The sequence below is a fragment of the Pseudomonas tohonis genome (assembly GCF_012767755.2).
GTDB classification, from domain to species: Bacteria; Pseudomonadota; Gammaproteobacteria; order Pseudomonadales; family Pseudomonadaceae; genus Metapseudomonas; species Metapseudomonas tohonis.
In genome coordinates this window covers 4,834,700-4,855,967 of the sequence record NZ_AP023189.1, presented here as the reverse complement: position 1 = coordinate 4,855,967, position 21,268 = coordinate 4,834,700, and the positions used below count along the sequence as shown (strand labels likewise).

General features: G+C 68.0%; 18 protein-coding genes. 10 read left to right on the top strand and 8 right to left on the bottom strand.

Annotation, left to right across the window (positions count from 1 at the left end; translation table 11 throughout):
* Nucleotides 1-51: 51 nt before the first annotated feature.
* Both HSX14_RS21985 and lon read right to left on the bottom strand, forming a co-directional pair.
* On the bottom strand, nt 52-450 hold the full coding sequence (locus tag HSX14_RS21985) for a protease inhibitor I42 family protein (RefSeq protein WP_173172108.1): 399 nt from the start codon (nt 448-450) through the stop codon (nt 52-54).
* 71 nt (nt 451-521) lie between these two features.
* Nucleotides 522-2,921: an endopeptidase La gene (lon, locus tag HSX14_RS21980; RefSeq protein ID WP_173172110.1), complete on the bottom strand. Its 2,400-nt coding sequence runs from the start codon at nt 2,919-2,921 to the stop codon at nt 522-524.
* 167 nt (nt 2,922-3,088) lie between these two features.
* On the opposite strand from lon, the gene HSX14_RS21975 reads away from it, so the two are divergent.
* The 6 genes from HSX14_RS21975 (at nt 3,089) to putP (ending at nt 10,176) form a co-directional block, all read left to right on the top strand.
* On the top strand, nt 3,089-3,841 hold the full coding sequence (locus HSX14_RS21975; RefSeq protein WP_173172112.1) for an AraC family transcriptional regulator: 753 nt from the start codon (nt 3,089-3,091) through the stop codon (nt 3,839-3,841).
* Between the two features lie 144 nt (nt 3,842-3,985).
* On the top strand, nt 3,986-4,672 hold the full coding sequence (locus HSX14_RS21970; RefSeq protein WP_228723483.1) for a methylamine utilization protein: 687 nt from the start codon (nt 3,986-3,988) through the stop codon (nt 4,670-4,672).
* Nucleotides 4,659-6,995: a bifunctional diguanylate cyclase/phosphodiesterase gene (locus HSX14_RS21965; protein WP_173172114.1), complete on the top strand. Its 2,337-nt coding sequence runs from the start codon at nt 4,659-4,661 to the stop codon at nt 6,993-6,995. The genes HSX14_RS21970 and HSX14_RS21965 overlap by 14 nt, the downstream gene beginning before the upstream one ends.
* Before the next feature lie 2 nt (nt 6,996-6,997).
* Nucleotides 6,998-7,852: a DUF3034 family protein gene (locus HSX14_RS21960; RefSeq protein ID WP_173172116.1), complete on the top strand. Its 855-nt coding sequence runs from the start codon at nt 6,998-7,000 to the stop codon at nt 7,850-7,852.
* Between the two features lies 1 nt (nt 7,853).
* On the top strand, nt 7,854-8,276 hold the full coding sequence (locus HSX14_RS21955; RefSeq protein WP_173172118.1) for a group I truncated hemoglobin: 423 nt from the start codon (nt 7,854-7,856) through the stop codon (nt 8,274-8,276).
* Nucleotides 8,277-8,682: 406 nt separating this feature from the next.
* Nucleotides 8,683-10,176: a sodium/proline symporter PutP gene (gene putP / locus HSX14_RS21950; RefSeq protein ID WP_173172120.1), complete on the top strand. Its 1,494-nt coding sequence runs from the start codon at nt 8,683-8,685 to the stop codon at nt 10,174-10,176.
* 189 nt (nt 10,177-10,365) lie between these two features.
* Here putP and dctM read toward each other — a convergent pair whose 3' ends face one another.
* From dctM to HSX14_RS21930, 4 genes are all read right to left on the bottom strand, one after another.
* A complete protein-coding gene (dctM, locus tag HSX14_RS21945; protein ID WP_173172122.1) occupies nt 10,366-11,649 on the bottom strand; it encodes a C4-dicarboxylate TRAP transporter large permease protein DctM in 1,284 nt (427 codons plus the stop codon).
* Nucleotides 11,646-12,278: a TRAP transporter small permease gene (locus HSX14_RS21940; RefSeq protein WP_173172124.1), complete on the bottom strand. Its 633-nt coding sequence runs from the start codon at nt 12,276-12,278 to the stop codon at nt 11,646-11,648. Before HSX14_RS21940 ends, dctM begins: the two co-directional genes overlap by 4 nt.
* 61 nt (nt 12,279-12,339) lie before the next feature.
* Nucleotides 12,340-13,335 (bottom strand): C4-dicarboxylate TRAP substrate-binding protein DctP, encoded by a 996-nt coding sequence (gene dctP, locus HSX14_RS21935; protein WP_173172126.1) that lies wholly within the window; start codon nt 13,333-13,335, stop codon nt 12,340-12,342.
* A gap of 326 nt (nt 13,336-13,661) precedes the next feature.
* On the bottom strand, nt 13,662-14,558 hold the full coding sequence (locus HSX14_RS21930) for a LysR substrate-binding domain-containing protein (protein ID WP_173172128.1): 897 nt from the start codon (nt 14,556-14,558) through the stop codon (nt 13,662-13,664).
* 137 nt (nt 14,559-14,695) lie between these two features.
* On the opposite strand from HSX14_RS21930, the gene HSX14_RS21925 reads away from it, so the two are divergent.
* The 3 genes from HSX14_RS21925 to HSX14_RS21915 all read left to right on the top strand — a co-directional run bounded on the left by HSX14_RS21925 (nt 14,696) and on the right by HSX14_RS21915 (nt 16,169).
* Nucleotides 14,696-15,334: an FMN-dependent NADH-azoreductase gene (locus tag HSX14_RS21925; RefSeq protein WP_173172130.1), complete on the top strand. Its 639-nt coding sequence runs from the start codon at nt 14,696-14,698 to the stop codon at nt 15,332-15,334.
* A 10-nt stretch (nt 15,335-15,344) separates the two neighbouring features.
* On the top strand, nt 15,345-15,650 hold the full coding sequence (locus tag HSX14_RS21920) for a DMT family transporter (RefSeq protein ID WP_111260538.1): 306 nt from the start codon (nt 15,345-15,347) through the stop codon (nt 15,648-15,650).
* Nucleotides 15,651-15,977: 327 nt separating this feature from the next.
* Nucleotides 15,978-16,169 (top strand): VF530 family protein, encoded by a 192-nt coding sequence (locus HSX14_RS21915; protein ID WP_031288793.1) that lies wholly within the window; start codon nt 15,978-15,980, stop codon nt 16,167-16,169.
* A 4-nt stretch (nt 16,170-16,173) separates the two neighbouring features.
* Here HSX14_RS21915 and HSX14_RS21910 read toward each other — a convergent pair whose 3' ends face one another.
* Nucleotides 16,174-19,281: a transglycosylase domain-containing protein gene (locus HSX14_RS21910; RefSeq protein WP_173172132.1), complete on the bottom strand. Its 3,108-nt coding sequence runs from the start codon at nt 19,279-19,281 to the stop codon at nt 16,174-16,176.
* Between the two features lie 98 nt (nt 19,282-19,379).
* Here HSX14_RS21910 and HSX14_RS21905 point away from each other — a divergent pair, with 98 nt between their 5' ends.
* Nucleotides 19,380-20,054: a class I SAM-dependent methyltransferase gene (locus tag HSX14_RS21905; RefSeq protein WP_173172134.1), complete on the top strand. Its 675-nt coding sequence runs from the start codon at nt 19,380-19,382 to the stop codon at nt 20,052-20,054.
* On the opposite strand, the gene HSX14_RS21900 is transcribed toward HSX14_RS21905, so the two are convergent.
* The gene (locus HSX14_RS21900) at nt 20,045-21,223 is read right to left on the bottom strand and encodes an OpgC family protein (RefSeq protein WP_173172136.1); all 1,179 of its coding nucleotides are present in this window, start codon (nt 21,221-21,223) and stop codon (nt 20,045-20,047) included. The genes HSX14_RS21905 and HSX14_RS21900 overlap by 10 nt on opposite strands.
* Nucleotides 21,224-21,268: the final 45 nt, after the last annotated feature.

The window sequence follows — 21,268 nt, the reverse complement described above, 5'->3', positions numbered from 1 at the left end:
GTATGCGCGGCGTTTAGCCAGCAGGGCCCGCCAGGTCGCGGGCCCGCGCGGTCAGTCGACGCTGACCTTGCAATCGAAGGTCTGCTCCGGCGCTACGTCGGCTTCCCAGGGGCGCTGGTAGACCAGCAGCAGGCGGCCTTCGCCGCTCTGCGCGGCGTTGAAGCGCCAGGTGGATTCGCCGGCGCCGCCCACCAGGCCGGCTTCCTCCGGCGTGTCGTACACCTCAGGGCCGAGGCTGCGCAGCACACCCGGCGCGGCGTCCTTCACCACCCAGCGGAAACCCGTGGTGGGATTGCTCGGCAGGGTCAGGACCAGCAACTGGCCCTTGTCCAGCTCGATCGGGCAACTGCTCTGTTTCTGCACCACCAGACTGGTGGATTCATGGGCGCACGCGGCCAGCAGCACCAGGGCGGCGGGCAGCAGCAGGCGGGGAAGGCGGGCAGGTTTCATGGACGGCTCCGTCGTTCAAGGGCCGGAGCAGCATATCCGCTGCCCCGGCCCCTGGGTAGGCACCGCGGGCGTCAGCCGAACAGCACCTTGGCGACATCGGAGAAGCGCCGGGCGAAATGCACCGTCATGCCCTCGCGCAGGTAGTCCGGCAATTCCTCGTAGGAGCCGCGGTTGGCCTCCGAGATGACCAGCTCGAAGATCTTCTGCCGCCGCGCGGCGATCACCTTCTCGCGCACCCCGCCGATGGGCAGCACCTGGCCGGTGAGGGTCAGCTCGCCGGTCATGGCCACGCCCTTCTTCGGTGCCTGGTCGCGGGCCAGGGAGAGCAGGGCGCTGGCCATGGTGATGCCGGCGCTGGGGCCATCCTTGGGCGTCGCGCCTTCCGGCACGTGGAGGTGGACGAAGGCCTGGTCGAAGAAACCGGCGTCGCCCCCGAACTTCTTCAGGTTCGAACTGATGTAGCTGTAGGCGATCTCGGCCGACTCCTTCATCACCTCGCCCAGTTGGCCGGTGAGCTTGAAGCCGCGGTTCAGCGTATGGATGCGCGTCGCCTCGATCGGCAGCGTGGCGCCGCCCATGCTTGTCCAGGCCAGCCCGGTGATCACGCCGGTGCCCGAGAGCAGTTGCTCCTTGCGGAACGGCGGCATGCCGAGGAAGGGTTCCAGATCCTTCTGCGCGACCTTGATCCTGGTCGCCGGGTCCTCCAGCAGCCTGACCACCGACTTGCGGATGATCTTGCCCAGCTGCTTCTCCAGCTGGCGCACCCCGGCCTCGCGGGCGTAGCCCTCGATCACCGCGGTCAGCGCGCCGTCGGTGATCGACAGGCGCTCCTTCGGCACCCCGGTGCGCTCCAGCAGGCGCGGCCACAGGTGGCGTTTGGCGATGGCGTGCTTCTCCTCGGTGATGTAGCCGGACAGGCGGATCACCTCCATGCGGTCGAGCAGGGGCCCGGGGATGGAGTCCAGGGTGTTGGCCGTGCACACGAACAGCACCTTGGACAGGTCCATGCGCAGGTCCAGGTAGTGGTCGAGGAACTCGACGTTCTGCTCCGGGTCCAGCGTCTCCAGCAACGCCGACGCCGGGTCGCCCTGGTAGCTGGCGCCGAGCTTGTCGATCTCGTCGAGCATGATCACCGGGTTCATCACCTCCACTTCCTTCAGTGCCTGCACCAGCTTGCCGGGCAGGGCGCCGATGTAGGTGCGGCGGTGGCCCTTGATCTCGGCCTCGTCACGCATGCCGCCGACGCTGAAGCGGTAGAAGGGGCGACCCAGGGATTCGGCGATGGACTTGCCGATGCTGGTCTTGCCCACGCCGGGCGGTCCCACCAGCAGCACGATGGAGCCGGCGATCTCGCCCTTGAAGGCGCCGACGGCGAGGAATTCGAGGATGCGGTTCTTGATGTCGTCGAGCCCCGCGTGGTGCGCATCGAGCACCTTGCGCGCATGGCCGAGGTCGAGCTTGTCCTTGCCGTACACGCCCCAGGGCACGCTCGTGGCCCAGTCCAGGTAGTTGCGCGTCACCGCATATTCCGGCGAGCCGGTCTCAAGGATCGACAGCTTGTTCAGCTCCTCGTCTATGCGCTTCTTCGCTTGCTCCGGCAGGACCTTGCCCACCAGGCGCTGCTGGAACTGCTCGGCGTCGGCGCTGCGGTCGTCCTTGGTGATGCCCAGCTCCTGCTGGATGATCTTCAGCTGCTCCTTGAGGAAGAACTCGCGCTGGTGCTGGCCGATCTTGCGGTTCACCTCGGCGGAGAGCTCGCTCTGCAGGCGCGCCACCTCCACTTCCTTGCGCAGCAGCGGCAGCACCTTCTCCATGCGCTTGAGCACCGGCACCGTGTCCAGCACCTCCTGCAGCTCCCTTGCCGGGGCGCTGGTCAGCGCGGCGGCGAAGTCGGTGAGCGGCGAGGGGTCGTTGGGGCTGAAGCGGTTGAGGTAGTTCTTCAGCTCCTCGCTGTACAGCGGGTTGAGCGGCAGCAACTCCTTGATGGCGTTGATCAGCGCCATCCCGTAGGCCTTCACCTCGTCGCGCTGGTCCGCCGGGTTGCGCGGGTAGTCCACCTCCACCAGGTAGGGCGGGCGATGGCGCTTGAGCCAGCCCCGGATGCGCACCCGCGACAGGCCCTGGGCGACGAACTGCAGCTTGCCGCCCTCGCGGCTGGCGTGGTGCACGCGCACCAGGGTGCCGTGTTCCGGCAGGGTGGACGGGTCGAAGTGGCGCGGGTCCTCCGGCGGGTTCTCCATGAAGAACAGCGCCAGGCAGTGATGGTCGGTCTTGGCCACCAGTTCCAGGGTCTCGGCCCAGGGCTCCTCGTTGACGATCACCGGCAACACCTGGGCCGGGAAGAACGGGCGGTTGTGGATGGGGATGATGTAGACCGTGTCCGGCAATGTCTGTCCGGGCAGGACCAGGCCTGTGCTGTGCGGGGCGGTCGCTTCTTCGACCAGATCGGCGTTGATGTCCTGATCGCTCATTGGGCACCTGGTAGCTGGGAATTGAAGGCGTGTGGTCGGGGCATGTGAGGCAGATGGGGCTGTATCGCGGGCTTTTCAAGCGCGTGGGTCGCCCTCGTGCTGCCGGGCGGTGCTGGGCAACGGCTGGCCACTTGCCTAAAATGCGCAAATTCTGACCACGACCCGCCATGCTAGTTGCCCGCCTCCTGCGCCTCGATGAACAGGCCCACGCCCACGCCCACGGTCATCACCAACTGGTGATGTCCCTGGCTGGCCGCGCCGAATTCGAGGTGAACGGCCGGGGCGGCGAGGTCTGCCGCATGCGCGCCTGCCTGGTGCCGGGGGATGCCGAACACCAGTTCGCCGGCATGGGCGAGAACCGCATGCTGATCCTCGACCTGGACGAGCAGGGCACCAGCAGCGAAGACCGTGAACTGCTCGTGCGCCTGTTCGAGACCCCGCGCTACCCCGAGCTGGACGCCGATTTCCAGAACCTCCTGAGCTACGCCGGCGCCGAGCTGGCGCGCTACGGCAGCGACCCGATCCTCGCCCGCTCCCTGGGTGGCGTGCTGCTGCGGGCCCTGCACCTGCGCCTGTTCGCCGACCCGCCCCGGCGCCCGGTCGGTGGGCTCGACCTCGAACCCCTCGACGCGCACATCCGCCAGAACCTCGCGCGGCGCATCAGCGTCGCCGAACTGGCCCAGGTCGCCTGCCTCAGCCCCAGCCATTTCCATGCCCAGTTCAAGGACAGCGTGGGCCTGAGTCCCCACCAGTACCTGCTCAAGACCCGCCTCGATCGCGCCGCCCGGCTGCTGCGCGAGAGCGACCTGGCGCTGGTGCGCATCGCCGAGGAATGCGGCTTTTCCAGCCAGAGCGCCCTGACCAACGCCATGCGCCGCTACCTCGGCCTCACCCCCCGGCGCCTGCGCAGCGGCCATTGAAGCGACGGTGATGGCCAATTGCTTCCGCGGGCCGCGTGAAGTTCCGCCGATCGACAGCTAATCTGCAATCCAACTGGTTCGCACAGGCCAGGGGCATGGCGCACGAGCCGGCCCCCGCCGGCCTTTGAAAGGGTGGAAGACGACATGCTGCGCTTCGCTCCATGGGCCCCCGGGGTGGGCCTGATCGGTCTTTTGTGCTGCCTGGGCGGCTCGCTCTCGGCGGCGACCCTGCAGGGCGAGGTGGTCGATGGCCATGGCCAGCCCCTGGGCAATGCGGTGCTCAGCCTGAAGGGCCCTTCGGGCAGCGCCGCCATCCCCGACACGGCCGTGATGGACCAGCGCGACAAGCAATTCGCCCCCTACGTGCTGGCGGTGCACACCGGCACCGCCGTGAGCTTCCCCAACAGCGACAACATCCGCCACCACGTCTACTCCTTCTCGCCGGCCAAGCGCTTCGAGCTGCGCCTCTACCAGGGCACGCCGGCGGCCCCTGTGGTATTCGACAAGCCCGGCGTCGTCGTGCTCGGCTGCAACATCCATGACTGGATGCTCGGCTACGTCTACATCACCGACGACCCCTTCTTCGCCGTCAGCGATGACGCCGGCCGCCTGGCCCTCGACCTGCCACCCGGGCGCTACACCGCCAGCCTCTGGCACCCCCAGGTCGCCGGCATGCTGCCCGTCGCCGCGGGCGAGGTGGAAGTCCCGGCCGCCGGCCTCGTCCAGCGCTTCCCGCTGACCCTGCAAGGCGCGCCTGCCGTACAACCCCGGGTGCCGGAAGAGAAGGGCTTCGGCGCCGCATTCAAGAGGGCCACGGGTGAGGCTCAGTAACAGCTTCCAGGCGCGCATCGCCTGCGTCCTCATCCTGCTGCTGCTGGTGGTGATCGGCGCGCTGTACTTCGCCGTCAAGGTCGCCACCGGCGCCGCCGTGCAGGCCCAGGCGCGCGAGGAGCTGGATATCGGTGGGCGCGTCTTCGGGCGCCTGCTGGAGTCGCGCAGCCGCCAGTTGCACGACGCCGTGCAGGTGCTGGCGGCCGACTTCGGCTTCAAGGAGGCCGTTTCCAGCGGCGACGAGGAAACCATCCGCTCCGCCCTCGGCAACTCCGGTGCACGCATCAACGCCGGTGCGGTGATGCTCCTGGGCATGGACGGCAAGCTGCAGGTCTCCACCGCCGCGCGGGTCGGCAGCGACTCCTCGGCGCGCCTCGCCGAACTGATGCAGGAGCACCAGCGCAATGGCGGGCAGGGCCTGCTGCAACCCATCGACGACGACATCTACCTGCTGGTCGAGGCCAATGTCACCGCGCCCATCCCCATCGCGCGCGTGGTGATGGGCTTTCGCCTGGACGCCGACTTCGCCAGCGAGATGCGCGAGCTCACCCACCTCGACATGAGCCTGGTGGCGACCCAGGCGGGCAAGCCGGACATCTGGCTCAGCACGTTGCCGGGTGATCTGGAGGAGGCGCTCAGGAGCGAGATCAAGACCCGCGATGGCGACATCCTGCGCATCGGCGAGCAGCGCTACATGGGGCGCCGCCTGGTGCTGTCCAGCGGGGCGGACTACCAGGTCCTGCTGCTCCTGCACAAATCCCTGGAGCAGGCCCAGGAGGCCTTCGCGCCGCTGGACCGGGACATCCTGCTGATCGCCCTCTGCGCGCTGCTCGGCTCCCTCGCCGGCGCGTTGCTGCTGGCCCGCAGCGTTTCGCAGCCGGTGCGGCAACTGGCCCTCGCGACCCGGCGCATCGGTGAAGGCGACTACCAGAGCACCGTCGAACTGCATCGATCCGACGAGCTCGGGCAATTGGCCGGCGCGATCGACCGCATGCGCGAGGACATCGCCGAGCGCGAGCGCCAGCTCGCCCACAACGCCCTGCACGATTCGCTCACCGGCCTGCCCAATCGCGCCCTGGCGCTCGACCGGCTGGGCAGCGCCATCACCGCCGCACGTCCCACCGCGCTGCTGCACCTGGGCATCGGTAACTTCCGCGCGGTCAACGAAGCCTGCGGGCCAGGCGGCGGCGACCTGGCCCTGCAGCAGATCTGCCGGCGCCTGCAGGCCACCCTGCGGCCCGGCGACAGCCTGGCGCGCCTGGTGGCCGACGAATTCCTCCTGCTGCTCGAGGGCGCCGACCGCGACAGCGCGGTGGCCGCGGCGGACAAGCTCCAGCAACTGCTGCTCCGGCCCCTGCGCATCGGCAGCCTCGACGTCGCCATCGACTCGCGCATCGGCATCGCCTGCTACCCCACCGACGGTGGCACGCCGGACGAACTGCTGCGTCGCGCCAGCATCGCCATGCAGGACGCCGCCCAGTCGCCCGGCCACCTGCAGCTCTACCAGCAGGGCCGCGACGACGCCCTGCAACGCCAGGTGGTGCTGATCCGCGACCTGCGCCACGCCGCCGGGCGTGGCGAGCTGGTGTTGCACTACCAGCCCAAGCTCGACATCGCCGAAGGCCGGGTGCTCCAGGCCGAGGCGCTGCTGCGCTGGCAGCACCGGCACCTGGGCATGGTCTCGCCCGGCGAGTTCATCCCGCTGGCCGAGCGCACCGGCAGCATCCAGTCGCTCACCGCCTGGGTCATCGAAGAGGTGCTGCGCCAGCTCCAGGAATGGGCGGGGCGGGGGCTCGATCTGCAGGTCTCGCTGAACATCTCCGCCGACGACCTGATGAGCCGCGACCTGGTCGAGCGGGTGTCGGCGCTGCTGCGCAACTACCGCGTGCACCCCGGGCAGGTGGTCTTCGAGATCACCGAAAGCGCGGTCATGGGCGACCTCGTGCAGGCGCTCCGCGTACTCGATGGCCTGCGCGAGCTGGGCATCAGCCTGTCGGTGGACGATTTCGGCACCGGCTACTCCTCCCTCGCGCAGCTCAAGAGCATGCCGGTGCAGGAGTTGAAGATCGACCAGTCCTTCATCCGCGAGCTGGACGAGACCAGCGAAGACGCGGTGATCGTCCGCTCCACCATCGAGATGAGCCACAGCCTCGGCCTCAAGGTGGTCGCCGAGGGCGTCGAGCACGCCCACAGCCTGCGCCTGCTCGAACGCTGGCGCTGCGACACCGCCCAGGGCTACCTGATCAGCCGGCCGCTGTCGGCCGCCGCCTTCGAGGCCTGGATCGCCCAGCCACTCCGCTCACCCCTCGCCGCGGTGCACTGACCATGAACCGATGCCTTGCCCTGCTCCTCGCCCTGTCCCTGCCCGCTGCGGCGATCGCCGACCAAGGACGCCTGCTCGCCACCGGCGGCGCGACCAGCGTCGAAGGCGCCGCCGGCGGCGGCATCACGCCCTGGGCGGTGCTGGCCGGCTACGGCGAGAAGGGCGAGTGGGGGGCCACCGCCTTCGCCACCCGGGTCGAGACCGGCGACTACCGCCTCGACGCCGCCGGGGTGGCCGCCTCCTGGGACAACCGCGTGGAGCTGTCCTATGCCCGCCAGCGCTTCGACCTCGGCACCCTGGCCCGCGACCTGTCGTTGCCGGAGAACACCCTCAGCCAGGATGTGGTGGGGCTCAAGGTGCGGCTGTTCGGCGACCTGATCTACGACCCGTTGCCGCAGGTGTCCCTGGGCCTGCAATACAAGCGGCAGAAGGACTTCCTCATCCCCTCCCTGGTGGGCGCCCGGCGCGACGAAGACACCGAGGGCTACCTCGCCGTGAGCCGCCTCATCCTCGGCGGCGCCTTCGGCTACAACCTGCTGCTCAATGGCGGGCTGCGCTACAGCCGGGCCAACGAACTGGGCCTGCTGGGCTTCGGCGGTGACCGGCGCGACGAGCGCTCGCTGCTCAAGGAAGGCGCCATCGCCGTGCTGCCCGACCGCCACTGGGCCGTTGGCATCGAATACCGTGAAAAGCCCGACAACCTGAGCTTCGCGGGGGAAAGCGACTGGGCGGACCTGTTCATCGGCTACTTCCCCAACAAGAACCTGGCGGTGGTGCTGGCCTATGCGCGCCTCGGCGAGATCGCCACCCTCGACCACCAGGACGGCGTCTACCTGTCCGTGCAGGGGAGCTTCTGACATGCACCGCCTGCTCATCGCCGCCGCCCTGGCCCTGGTGGCCGCCTGTGCCCAGCAGCCACCCGGGGATGACAGCCTCTACCAGGAACTGGGCGGCAAGGCCGGCATCACCCGCATCGTCGAAGGGATGCTGCTGAACATCGCCGGGGACCCGCGCATCGTCGAGCATTTCCGCAACATCGACATCGAGCGCCTGCGCGACAAGCTGGTGGAGCAGTTCTGCGTCGAGGCCGGCGGCCCCTGCCGGTACACCGGCGACAGCATGGAGGAGAGCCACAAGGGCCAGCAGCTCACCGAAAGCGACTTCAACGCCCTGGTCGAGAACCTGCAGGACGCCATGGATGCCGAGGGCATCGCCAGCCGCACGCAGAATCGCCTGCTCGCGCGCCTCGCTCCGATGCGCGGTCAGGTCATCCACAAGTAGCATTGCAGAGCGGTGGTTGCACCTTATGGTGCAACCGGGTTGCACGTCTTGTCGGACAGTCAGAGAATTTGGCAATAACTCCGGAGCTTTTCGAAAGAAAAGGCGGCCTGCGCTCTCTACATTCCGCTGTCCCTTTCGCGCGCCCGGGTCGACACTTGACCGGGAGGCGATCCGACGTAGCCAGACCGGACCAGGACGACCCGGTGCAGTCCGGGTGGCTCGGCGTCTCGTCCTGCGGCGAGGCATGACGCCTGAGCACCGATGACGGGCAGAGGTTGCACCCCAAGGGTTGCGCCGGGCCCGCAAACCAATCGGTAATTGCCACGAGCAACTGCCAAATGCCAACCAGAGAGATGCGGAATACCCGTCGCGTCTCAATAACAACAAACGACAGGGGAGACCCCCAATGAGTATGAGCAACCCGATGCTGATCACCTTCGTGATCTATATCGCTGCCATGGTGCTGATCGGCTTCGCGGCCTATCGCTCCACCAACAACCTTTCCGACTACATCCTCGGTGGCCGCAGCCTCGGCAGCTTCGTCACCGCGCTGTCGGCCGGCGCTTCCGACATGAGCGGCTGGCTGCTGATGGGCCTGCCGGGCGCCATCTACCTCTCCGGCCTGTCCGAGGCCTGGATCGCCATCGGCCTGATCGTCGGTGCCTACCTCAACTGGCTGCTGGTGGCCGGCCGCCTGCGCGTGCAGACCGAGCACAACGGCAACGCCCTGACCCTGCCGGACTTCTTCACCAACCGCTTCGAAGACAACAGCCGCGTCCTGCGCATCTTCTCCGCCGTGGTGATCCTGGTGTTCTTCACCATCTACTGCGCCTCCGGCATCGTCGCCGGCGCCCGCCTGTTCGAAAGCACCTTCGGCCTGTCCTACGAGACCGCGCTGTGGGCCGGTGCCGCCGCCACCATCGCCTACACCTTCGTCGGTGGCTTCCTGGCGGTGAGCTGGACCGACACCGTGCAGGCGACCCTGATGATCTTCGCCCTGATCCTCACCCCGGTCGTGGTGATGATGATCAACGGCGGCATCGAGCCGACCTTCGCAGCCATCGAACTGCAGGACGCCGCCCACTTCGACATGCTCAAGGGCGCCACCTTCATCGGCGTGATCTCGCTGATGGCCTGGGGCCTGGGCTACTTCGGTCAGCCGCACATCCTGGCGCGCTTCATGGCCGCCGATTCGGTGAAGTCCATCCCCAACGCCCGCCGCATCTCCATGATCTGGATGATCGCCTGCCTGGGCGGCGCGGTCGCCGTCGGCTTCTTCGGCATCGCCTACTTCTCCGCTCACCCGGAAGTGGCCGGCCCGGTCACCGCCAACCCCGAGCGCGTGTTCATCGAACTGGCCAAGCTGCTGTTCAACCCCTGGGTTGCCGGCGTGCTGCTGTCCGCCATCCTGGCGGCCGTGATGTCCACCCTGAGCTGCCAGCTGCTGGTGTGCTCCAGCGCCCTGACCGAAGACTTCTACAAGGCCTTCTTCCGCAAGAACGCCAGCCAGAACGAACTGGTCTGGGTCGGCCGCGCCATGGTGCTGCTGGTGGCCGTGATCGCCATCGCCATCGCCTCCAACCCCGAGAGCAAGGTGCTGGGCCTGGTGTCCTACGCCTGGGCCGGCTTCGGTGCCGCCTTCGGCCCGGTGGTGATCCTCTCCCTGGTGTGGAAGGGCATGACCCGCAACGGTGCCCTGGCGGGCATGATGCTGGGCGCCGTCACCGTGATCCTGTGGAAGAACCTCCTCGGATGGACCGGCCTGTACGAAATCATCCCGGGCTTCATCCTCGCCACCCTCGGCATCCTGATCTTCAGCCGCATCGGCAACGGCCCCTCCGCCGCGATGATCAAGCGCTTCGACGAAGCCGAGAAGGAATACCAGGACGCCAGCGCCTGATGCCTAGAGCGCCCGGGCCGCAGAGCCCGGGCAGCTAAGAGTTTGATAGTGCTTCAACGGCCCTCGTCCTCGGACCCGGGCCGTTTTTTTATGCCCGCGCAAATCCCCGCCCCACGGAGGCGGGGCGAGTGGCACGTCGTGGAAGGGAAGGGCCCGGCGCAAGGCCGGGCCTGGTCGTATCGCGGAGGATCAGCTCATGCCCAGCCAGGTGGGCAGTGCCAGGGAGATCCAGGGCACGTAGGTGATGAACAGCAGGAAGACCAGCAGGATCATTAGCCAGGGCATGGCGGCGCGGATGGTGGAGGTGAGCGGCATGCCCGTCACCGCGGAGGTGACGAACAGGTTGAGCCCCACGGGCGGGGTGATCAGGCCGATCTCCATGTTCACGACCATGATGATGCCGAGGTGGATCGGGTCGATGCCCAGCTTCATGGCGATGGGGAAGAGGATGGGCGCGAGGATCAGGATGATCGCCGAGGGCTCCATGAAGGCGCCGGCCACCAGCAGCACGATGTTGACCATGAGCAGGAACATGAAGGGGGTGAGCCCCGCTTCGATGACCCAGGCGGTGATCTGCTGGGGCAGTTGCTCGGTGGTCAGCACGTGGGCGAAGAGCATGGCGTTGGCGATGATGAACATCAGCATGATCGACAGCTTGCCCGACTCCAGCAGCACCTTCGGCGCCTCGCTGAGCTTCATGTCCTTGTAGACGAACAGGGCGATGAAGGCCGAGTAGACGGCGGCCACGGCCGCGGCCTCGGTGGGGGTGAACATGCCGGAGTAGATGCCGCCGAGGATGATCACCATCAGCAGCAGGCCCCAGATCGCCTTGCGCGCGGCGCTGAGCCATTCGCGGAAGGTGGCGCGGGGCATCGCCGGCAGGTTCTTCTTCACCGCGATGATGTAGATCGCCACCATCAGCACCACGCCCAGCAGCAGGCCGGGGACGACGCCGGCCATGAACAGCTTGCCCACCGAGGTTTCGGTGGCGGCGGCGTAGACCACCATCACGATGGACGGCGGAATGAGGATGCCCAGGGTGCCGGCGTTGCACACGATGCCGGCGCCGAACGCCTGCGGATAGCCCGAGCGCACCATGCCGGCGATGGCGATGGAGCCCACCGCGGCCACCGTGGCGGGGCTGGAGCCCGAGAGTGCGGCGAACAGCATGCATGCCAGCACCGCCGCGATGGCCAGGCCGCCACGGATGTGGCCGACGCAGGCGTTGGCGAAGTCGATCAGGCGCTTGGCCACGCCGCCGGTGGTCATGAAGGCGCCGGCCAGCAGGAAGAAGGGGATGGCCAGCAGGGTGTAGTGCTCGGAGGTCTCGAACAGCTTGATCGCCAGCGAGCGCACCGAGTCGGGGCTGAACAGCATGATGGTCACCGAGCCCGCCAGGCCCAGGGAAATGGCGATGGGCACGCCGATGAACATCAGCAGGAACAGCAGCAGGAAGAGGAACAGGATGGTCATTGCTTGCCTTCCTCGTGCTCGGTGAGTTTCAGCGCATCGGCGGCTTCGTCGGCCAGGCCGAGGCCGGTCTGCCGGTTCTGCAGCAGGCGCACGAGGATTTCGCCGTAGCGGATGAACACCATGGCGAAGCCGAGCGGCACGATCAGGGCGATATGCCATTGCATGACGCCGTAGTGCCCGAGGTCTTCCGCGCCGATGGCGGCGGTGAACAGGGTCTGCACCCACTCGAAGCTGGCCACGCCCAGCAGGCCGGCGTAGGCCAGGCAGCAGAGGCAGGCGATGATGCCGATGATGCGTTGAACCTTGCGTGGGGTGAGCCTGACCAGGGCGTCGACGCCGATGTGGCCGGCGGTGCGCACGCCGTAGGAGAGGCCGAAGAAGATCAGCCAGGCGAACAGGGCCTTGGTCAGCGAGGTGCTCCAGGTCATGGCCTGGGCCATGCCCATGATGCTGTCGCCGATGGCGAAGAGGCGCTCGCTCGCGCCCTCCCAGCGGTCGGCGAGGCTGTAGAACAGGGTGTAGAGGTTGTTGAGGATCACGTAGACGAACGTGACCAGCGTCATGGCCGCCAGGAGGAAGGCGATGAAGCCTTCCTCGAAGTGGTCCCAGACGCGCCTTAGGGTGTTCATGGATGGCGTCTCCCGAGCTGTGGAAGCGGTGCCGGCGCGGTGGGCCCGCGCCGGCCGGCGTTTACTGGGCCTGGTTGGCCGCTTCGGCGGCCTTGATCAGGTCGGCGCCGATCTCGCCTTCGAACTTCTTCCACACCGGCTTCATCGCGTCGCGCCACTCGTTGCGCTGCTCGGGGGTGAGCTCGATGATCTCGCTGGTCTTGGCCTCGATGATGCGCTGCTTGTCGCCCTGGTTGAGCGCCTCGGCCTGCTTGTTCACCTCGACGGTGACTTCCTGGGTGATCTTCTCCAGCTCGCTGCGCACATCCGGCGGCAGGCCGTTCCAGAACTTGGTGTTGGTGATCAGCATGTAGTCGAGCACACCGTGGTTGGACTCGGTGATGTACTTCTGCACTTCATGCATCTTCTGCGAGTAGATATTCGACCAGGGGTTCTCGGCGCCGTTGACCACGCCGGTCTGCAGGCCCTGGTAGACCTCGGCGAAGCTCATCTTGCGCGGGTTGGCGCGCACGGCCTTGAACTGCTCCTCGAGCACGGCGGAGGCCTGCACGCGGAACTTCAGGCCGCGCGCGTCCTTGGGCTCGCGCAGGGGCTTGTTGGCCGAGAGCTGCTTCATGCCGTTGTGCCAATAGCCCAGCCCGGTGATGTTCTTGCTTTCCATGGACTTCAGCAGGCCCTGGCCCTCGGGGCTGAGCTGGAAGCGGTCGACGGCCTGGATGTCGTTGAACAGGAAGGGCAGGTCGAACAGCTGCACCTGCTTGGTGTACTGCTCGAACTTGGCCAGCGACGGCGCGATCATCTGCACGTCGCCCAGCAGCAGCGCTTCCATTTCCTTGCCGTCACCGAAGAGCGAGGAGTTGGGGTAGACCTCGACCTTGACCTTGCCGGCCAGGCGCTCCTCCGCGAGCTTCTTGAACAGCAGTGCGCCCTGGCCTTTCGGCGTGTGTTCGGCGACGACATGGGAGAACTTGATGACGATGGGGTCGGCAGCGTGCGCCAGGCTGGCGGCACCCAGGGCGAGTGCGCAGGCGAGAGCCTTGAGGGTGGGTTTGAACATGGGGCTTCCTCTTGTAGTTGTAAGCAGATCCATGCGCGGGGAGCGCTACTACGGCTGACAAGAGCAAGTCTAGGCGCTGGCCAGAGGGAAAGCGGTCAGTACCTTGATCACGGCCAGTCTTGTTCTTGTCGGCTCGCTGGCGATCCGATGGCAAGTCCCGTACCAGACGCGCGGGCAGGGCCGGGTGCTCGGGCCTCCAGGCGTTTGGCCGCGAAACCGGGCGGGTTGGAAATGGCGAAAATCCGCCCCTTTGTCGTGGTGTGGTGGCGGAAATCCGCCACATTCGAGCGTCGGCCGTGGCCGCCCCGTGCAAGCTGCAAGCGGGCTCATGGCTGCCGTATCGAACCGCATTCGCGGCTCAACCAGTCGAAGAACGCCTTCACCGGTGGGTGCCGCTCGCGGCCGGGGACGCAGAGGGTGGAATAGCCCGCGCCCTCGACGCTGATCTCCGGCCGGTAGGGCACCAGCAGGCCGTTGGCGACGCTCTCGGAGACCAGGATGGAGCTCGCCAGCACCAGCCCCTGGCCGGCGACGGCGGCTTGCAGGGCGTAGTGCTCCTCCTCGTATTCGCGTTGCGCCGCGGTTTCCAGCAGGCGCTCCTCACCGGCGGCCTGGCACCAGGCCTTCCAGCCCAGTTCATAGAGCTGCGCGTTGTGCCAGCGGATGGTGATCAGCGTCGGCACCGCCCGGCCCAGGCTGGCGACCAGGGCCGGGGCGCCGTAGACGCCGAAGCACTCGTCGAGCAGGCACTGGCTGTGCAGGCTGGGGTAGTGCGTGGTGCCGTAGCGGATCACCAGGTCGACACTGGCGTCCTGGTGCAGGTCAACCAGGGTGTTGCGGGTGTCCAGGCGCAGGCTGATGGCCGGGTGGGCGGCATAGAAGCGCCCCAGCCGGGGAATCAGCCAGAGCGCGGCGAAGGCCGGCGTGGTGGAGAGCGTCAACTGGCCGCCGCTGCGTTGCGGGCGCAACTGGTCGAGGGTCTGGGTCACGTCCAGCAACGCCCCGTGCAGGCTGCCGAACAGCTGCTGGCCGCAGTCGGTCAGGCGCACGCTGCGGGGCAGGCGCTCGAACAGCGGCACACCGAGCCAGCCTTCCAGGCTGCGGATCTGGTGGGACACCGCCGTCGGCGTCACCGCCAGTTCCTCGGCGGCGGCCTTGAAGCTCAGCAGGCGGGCGGCGGACTCGAAGGTGCGCAGGGCGGTCAGGGGCAGGTTGGCGAACATCTGGGCTCCACGGATGAAATGGATTCATCCTGGTGAACTAAGGGTCATTTGTCCGGAAATACGGCTGGCCCTAGCTTAGTTCCTGTGTTCAGGCCGGTCACCGGCTTGATGAAGACAACCGGAAGCAGGAGCTACAGATGAGCCGTATTCTTTCCATCCAGGGCAGCCCCCGTGGCGAGCGTTCCCACTCGCGGCGCCTGCAGGAGGCTTTCCTCACCGCCTGGCAGGGCCGGGACGCCGATCGGCAGGTGGTGCGCCGCGAGGTCGGGCGTTCGCCCATCCCGGCGGTCACCGAAGGCTGGATCGCCGCCGCCTTCCACCCCGAACCGGAGAACCGCACCGAGGTGATGAAGGCCGACCTGGCCCTGAGCGACCTGCTGGTGGACGAGCTGTTCGCCGCCGACCGCCTGGTGATCTCGGCGCCCATGTACAACTTCGGCGTGCCCAGCGGGGTCAAGGCCTGGGTCGACCAGATCGTGCGCATCCGCCGCACCTTCGACTTCGACCCGAGCCGCCCGGGCAACCCCTACACGCCGCTGGTGCTGGGGCGCAAGGCGCTGATCATCACCACCCGAGGCGACCATGGCTACGGCCCCGGCGGCGTCAACGCCCACATGAACCACGCCGACACCTACCTGCGCGACGTGCTGGGCTACATCGGCATCACCGACGTCAGCGTGGTGGCGGTGGAGAACGACGAGTTCGGCGGCGACGCCTTCCAGCAGTCCTACCAGCGTGCCGAGCGCGCCCTGGTGGAACTGGCCGAGGTCTTCTGAGGAGGTCGCCATGGCCTGGCTGTTCCTGCTGATCGCGGCGTTCTTCGAAGTGCTCTTCGCCATGAGCATGAAGTACGCCAACGGCTTCACCCAACCGCTGCCCAGCGCCCTGGTGGTGCTGGCGGCCATCGCCGGCATCTACTTCCTGACCCTGGCCATGCGCGTGCTGCCGGTGAGCGTCGCCTACCCGATCTGGACCGCCATCGGCACCCTCGGCACCGTCATCCTCGGCGTGGCGCTGTTGGGCGAGTCCATCACCCCCATGAAGCTGCTGTCGGTGGCGCTGATCATCGCCGGGGTAGCGGGGTTGAAGTGACAGGCCGCTGCTCGGTTGTGACCGGTATGTAGGGTGGAGGTCGCTTTTTACCTCCACCAGACGGAGTCGAGCGCGGTACGTAGCAGTTTCTGAAACCGCGCATCGATGGGTTTCGCTTCGCTCTACGCCATCCTACGAAAGCGCAAGGCATCGCGAATGAATTCGCTCCCACAAGGGCGGCGCTGCGCGCCGCTTGGCGACTGGAGTCGCCCCTACGGGAGTTTCCTGTGCATCGACCCTTCGCAAGGCATGGCCATTGCCCTAAGCTGCCACGCTTTCCCACCCCATCGAGGCCTTTACGTGAGCTCCCAAGACCCCCTGCACGGCATGACCCTGGCGAAGATCCTCGAAGAGCTGGTCGCCAAGTACGGTTGGGACGGCCTGGCCAAGCGCATCGATATCCGCTGCTTCAAGAGCGACCCGAGCATCAAGTCGAGCCTGACCTTCCTGCGCAAGACGCCCTGGGCGCGGGAGAAGGTCGAGTCGCTGTTCATCGACGTGCGTCGCCGCCAGGAGTGAGCCCTCAGAGCCGGCTGGCCTGCACCGAGGCTTCCGGCATCTGGCACAGGGTGGCGCGGCCGGGTTCCAGGTAGGGCTGGAGGATGGGCGCCATGCCCTTCATCACCTGCACCGGCAGCGCCGAGGTGAAGCGGAAGTTCGAGGCCTGGCTGCCTGCCACGTAGGCGGTCAGCGTGCCGAAGTGCCGGGGCCCCAGGTAGAAGACGAAGGTGGCGGTGCGGTTCAGCGCCTTGGAGCTGATCACCTGGCCGCCGCGCCCCACCGTCTGCAGGCGGTTGTCGCCGGTGCCGGTCTTGCCGCCCATCACCAGCGGCTTGCCGTCGGGCTGGGTGAAGGTGCCCTGCAGGCGCCGCGCGGTGCCGGCGTCGACCACCTGCGAGAGCGCCTCGCGCAGCGCCGTCGCCACTTCCGAGGCCATCACCCGCTTGCCCGGCACCGCCGCATGGCTGAGCTGGGTTTCGTAGGGCGTGTCGGCGGCGAAGTGCAGGCGGTCGATGCGCACCGTGGGCAGGCGCACGCCGTCGTTGACGATGATCCCCATCAGTTCCGCCAGCGCCGCCGGGCGGTCGCCGGAGCTGCCCAGCGCGGTGGCCAGCGACGGCACGAGGTGGTCGAACGGGTAGCCCAGCTGGCGCCACTGCTGGTGGATGTCGAGGAAGGCCTCCACCTCCAGCATGATGCGGATGCGCTTGTCCCGCGCGTTCTTGCGTTGCGACTTGAACAGCCAGCCATACACCTCGCTGCGGGGCCCGCCGCTGGCTTCCACCGCCTCGCGGTAGGTCGCCTGCGGGTGGCCCTGCAGGTAGGCCAGCAACCACAGCTCCAGCGGGTGCACCCGCGCCACGTAGCCCTGGTCGTTGAGGTTGAAGGCCCCGGGGCCGTAGCGGTCGTAGAGCTGGTCGAGGCGCTTGTCGCCCAGCGCTTCGTCGGGCAGGCGCTCGCGCATGAAGGCGGCGAAGGTGGCGCGGTCGGCCTGGGGTTGCAGGTAGCGGTGGATGGCCGCGAGGCGCGAGGCCCAGGGGCGCAGGCCGTCGAGGAAGGTGGCCATGCGCTCGTCGGCATCCTTGCCCTTGTACTTGTTCCAGAAGCGCAGCAGGTAGGTCTGGCTCTCGCGGGAGACGAACAGGTCCAGGTAGCCCTGGCGGCGTGGGTCCTTGTCGTCGGACAGCAGCGCCACCTTGCCGCCGTCGGGGCGGTAGATGTCGTGGCGCACGATGTCGCGCAACAGGCGTACGAAGGGCAGGTTGATCGACTCGCGCAGGGCATCGCGCAGGCTCGGGTTGCGGCCGTTGTCCTCCTTGCGGAAGTTGCTGAAGGTGTGCAGCCCGCCGCCGGTGAAGAAGCGCTCGAAGGGGCTGGCCGAGTAGGTGCGGTCCAGCGCCGCCGCCAGCATCGGCGCCAGGCTGCGGTCGCTGGCGCCGGCCAGGTAGTCCAGGGCCCAGCGGCTCAGGGCGTCCAGCGGGTCGACCCGCACCTTGCGCAGCTCCGCCTCGGGCATCGCGCCGTAGCGCGCGTGCAGCGCGGCGATGTAGTCGAGGTAGGTGGCCAGCACCCGCAGCTTGGCGGTGGAGCCCAGCTCCAGCTTGCTGCCCTCGTTGATGTCGAAGGGCTGGTCGGTGTTGTCGGTCTGCACGCGCACCTGGTTGCCCGAGGGGGTGCGCTCGAAGAGGGTGAAGCTGTAGCGCACCTCGCGGGTCTTCTCCGGCGACAGCAGGCGCTCGCCGAACAGCCCGGCCTGCTCGGCGAACGCCGGTTCGGCGAGATCGTGCAGGTAGGTGGTGACGGCCTGCTGCAGCTCGCCCTGCAGGCTGCTGCTGGCGGCGAGGTCGAGGCGGTCGAGGTCGTACAGCGGCATCTGCAGCAGGCTCGACAGGCGCGCCCGCGCCAGGCTGACGCCCTTGTTGCCTTCGATGCGCGACAGCGCCGGCTCCTGCTGCAGGTCACGGAAGCCCAGGCGCGCCTCCAGCGCGGCCCGGCCCAGGGCCGGGCGCAGTACACCGGCGTTGCCCAGCAGGCGCAGGTGGCTGTCGGTCAGCGCCTCCAGCTCCTCGCGCCCGCGTGACAGGTAAAAGGAGGGCCGGCGCTGGGCGATCATCAGCGACACCACCTCGCGCAACGCCTGGCCCCGCGCCTGCAGGCGCTCGGGCTCTTCCTGGTCCTCGGCGAGGAGGCGGTTGGTGCGTTCGAAGTCGGCGCCGTACCAGACCCGCAAGCCATCGGCCATGCCGTGCACCTCGCCGTGGCCCGGCACCGCGGAGAGCGGCACGCTGTTGAGGTAGTCGAGCACCACGCGCTGGCGAGCGGCCAGGGTCTCGGGGCCGCCCTGGTAGGCGCGCACGCTGGCCGAGGCCATCTGGCGGATCTTCTCGCCCGCCGAGAGGGTGAGGCCGGAGGGCGAGTGGCGGTACTTTTCCAGCTGGGTCGCCAGGGTGCTGCCGCCGGCGCTCTGGCCGGGCATGTCGAGCACCTTGCCGGCCTGGGTCAGCGCCGCCTTGACGAAGCGCGGCCAGTCCACCGCCGGGTTGGCCAGGGGCTGGTCGGCCAGCAGTTGGCGGTTCTCGATGAACAGCAGGCTGCTGGTGAGCAGCGGCGGGATGGCGGAGAAACCGGCATACAGCTGTTGCGGGTAGCTGAAGCGGTACAGCGGCTCGCCCCGGCAGTCGGCGATGTCGATGCCCGCCTGGACCTTCTCCCGGTACGGCGGGAACAGGCCATGGCGGCTGTAGTCCATCAGTGCCGGGGAGAAACGCACCTGCCGGCGGATGGCATAGCCGCGCGCGTCGAGGCGCTGCAGCATCTGCGGCAGGTAGACGTAGCCCAGGCGCTTGTCGAAGGGCCCGTCGTGGGGGTAGAGGATGGCGTCGCTGGGGCCTTCGTCGAGGCGGTAGGTGAGGGTGGCGGCGTAGCGGCTGATTTCCCGGGACTGCAGCCAGGAGCTGCGCATCTCTTCGCGGGTGGCGTAGCCGAGGAAAGCGGCGGATACGAGCATGAAGCTCCAGAACGCCAGGCGGTGCTTCTTGCGGCGGGGACGACGGGAGCGCGAGGTCACGTCTTCGAGGCTACCTTTGGGTACCTGGGTGGACGATGCGTCGGTTTGCCATAGGACGCCCATGATCGATGGCCTGGCTGGCGCGTTACCGCTCTTGTACAAAGCGTAGTAGCTGGGAACCGGAGAGCGCTCCGAAACGACGGAATACGAGGCGAACAGCCATGTCAGACGATAACCGGCAGCAGATCGAGCGCAGCTGGCGCGCCAACGCCGCTGCCTGGAGCGACGCCGTCCGTGGCGGACGCATCGAAAGCCGCCGCGTGGCGACCGACCGGGCGATGCTCGAGGCGATCGAGGCGCGCGCCCCGCAGCGGGTGCTGGACCTGGGTTGCGGCGAGGGGTGGCTGTGCCGCGCGCTGGGCGAGCGGGGCATCGGGGCGCTGGGCGTGGACGCGTCGCCCGCGCTGGTGGAGCTGGCCCGGGCAGCAGGCGGCCGTTTCGAATGCTGTGACTACCGCGGCCTCGCCGAACAGCCCCTGCGCTTCGGCCGCTTCGATGCCGTGGTGTGCAATTTCGCCTTGCTGGACGAGGACCTGCAGCCGCTGCTGGCGGCCATCACCCGGGCCCTTGCGCCCGGCGGCGCCCTGCTGCTGCAGACCGTCCACCCCTGGAGCGCCGCCGGCGAGCAAGGCTATCGCGATGGCTGGCGCCTGGAGACCTTCGCCGCCTTCGAGGGCGCCTTCACCGAGCCGATGCCCTGGTATTTCCGCACCCTGGAATCCTGGCTGGCGTTGCTGGGGCGCAGCGGCCTGGTGCTGGAAGCGCTGCACGAGCCCCGCCACCCCGGCAGCGGCCTGCCGCTGTCGCTGCTGTTGATCGCCCGGCCTCAGGGCTGAATGCGGTAGAAGGTGCGGGGTGCCCCGTAGCCCGGGTTGGCCAGGCGCACCGGCGTGGCCTTCGGCGGCTTGCGCTGGTTGAGGCGGTTGCTCAGGTCCAGCCAGCCCGCCAGGGCCGACATCAGCAGCACGCCGGCGCAGGCCAGCGCCACCTGGCCCACGGCGTTAAGCGCATAGAGCGTGGCGATGGCATCGGCCAGCGGCGCCAGCAGCACACTGAGGCAGAACACTTCCAGCGAATGCATGCCCATGCGGCACACCTCGCGGGCCGGCCAGCGGGTCAGCCAGTCCGTGCGCGGCAGCAGCACGGCCACGCAGTGGGCGAGGGCGAGGAAGTGCAGCAGGCGCAGGGGCGACAGATCGGTCTTGTCCAGCGGATAGAGCACATCGCCCAGCCACTTCGGCATCCAGGCGTCATGCAGGCCCGGCACCTTCCAGCTGAGGGCGACCACGGCGCTGAACACCAGGTAGCCGGCGGCGGCGAAGAACAGCGGCGACTTCCAGGTGGCCGGCGGCGCATCGGCCGGGCGGGCCTGGGCATGGCGCGCGGCGACGCCGCCGAGCACGAAGAGGAATTGCCAGGCCAGCGGGTTGAAGAACCATTCGCCACCCGGGTGGGAGCTGAGGTTCCACCAGGGCGCGCAGAGGTACAGCGCCCCCGAGAGCGCCAGGGCGGCGTAGCTCCAGCGCATCAGCAGCGGCAGGATCAGCGGCAGCCCGGCCAGCAGCACGACGTACAACGGCAGGGGGTCCATCAGGTTGGGCTTGAAGCGCAGCAGCAGCTCGTCGATCAGCGCCTGTTGCGGGTTGGCGAGGAAGTAGTCCAGGCCCATTTCATTGATGAAGTTGCGGCTGTCCACATGGTTGTTGGTGTAGAACACCACCCCCATGAGCACCGCGAGCAGGAAGATGTGGGCGACGTACAGCACCCACACGCGGCGCAGTACGCGCAGGCAGGCCACCGCGTAGCCGTCGCGCAGCAGCAGCTTGCCGTAGGCGAGCACGGCCGCGTAGCCGGCGAGGAAGACGAAGATCTCCGCCGCGTCGCTGAAACCGAAGTTGCGTGGCGTGACCTGGCCGAGAGGGTTGTGCGGGATGTGGTCCCAGAAGATGAACACCAGGGCCAGCCCTCGGAAGAAATCGATACGCAGGTCGCGTCCTGTCTGCATGGCGGCTTACTCGCGGCAAGTCCCGCCCGGAGTGGGCGAGCGGTG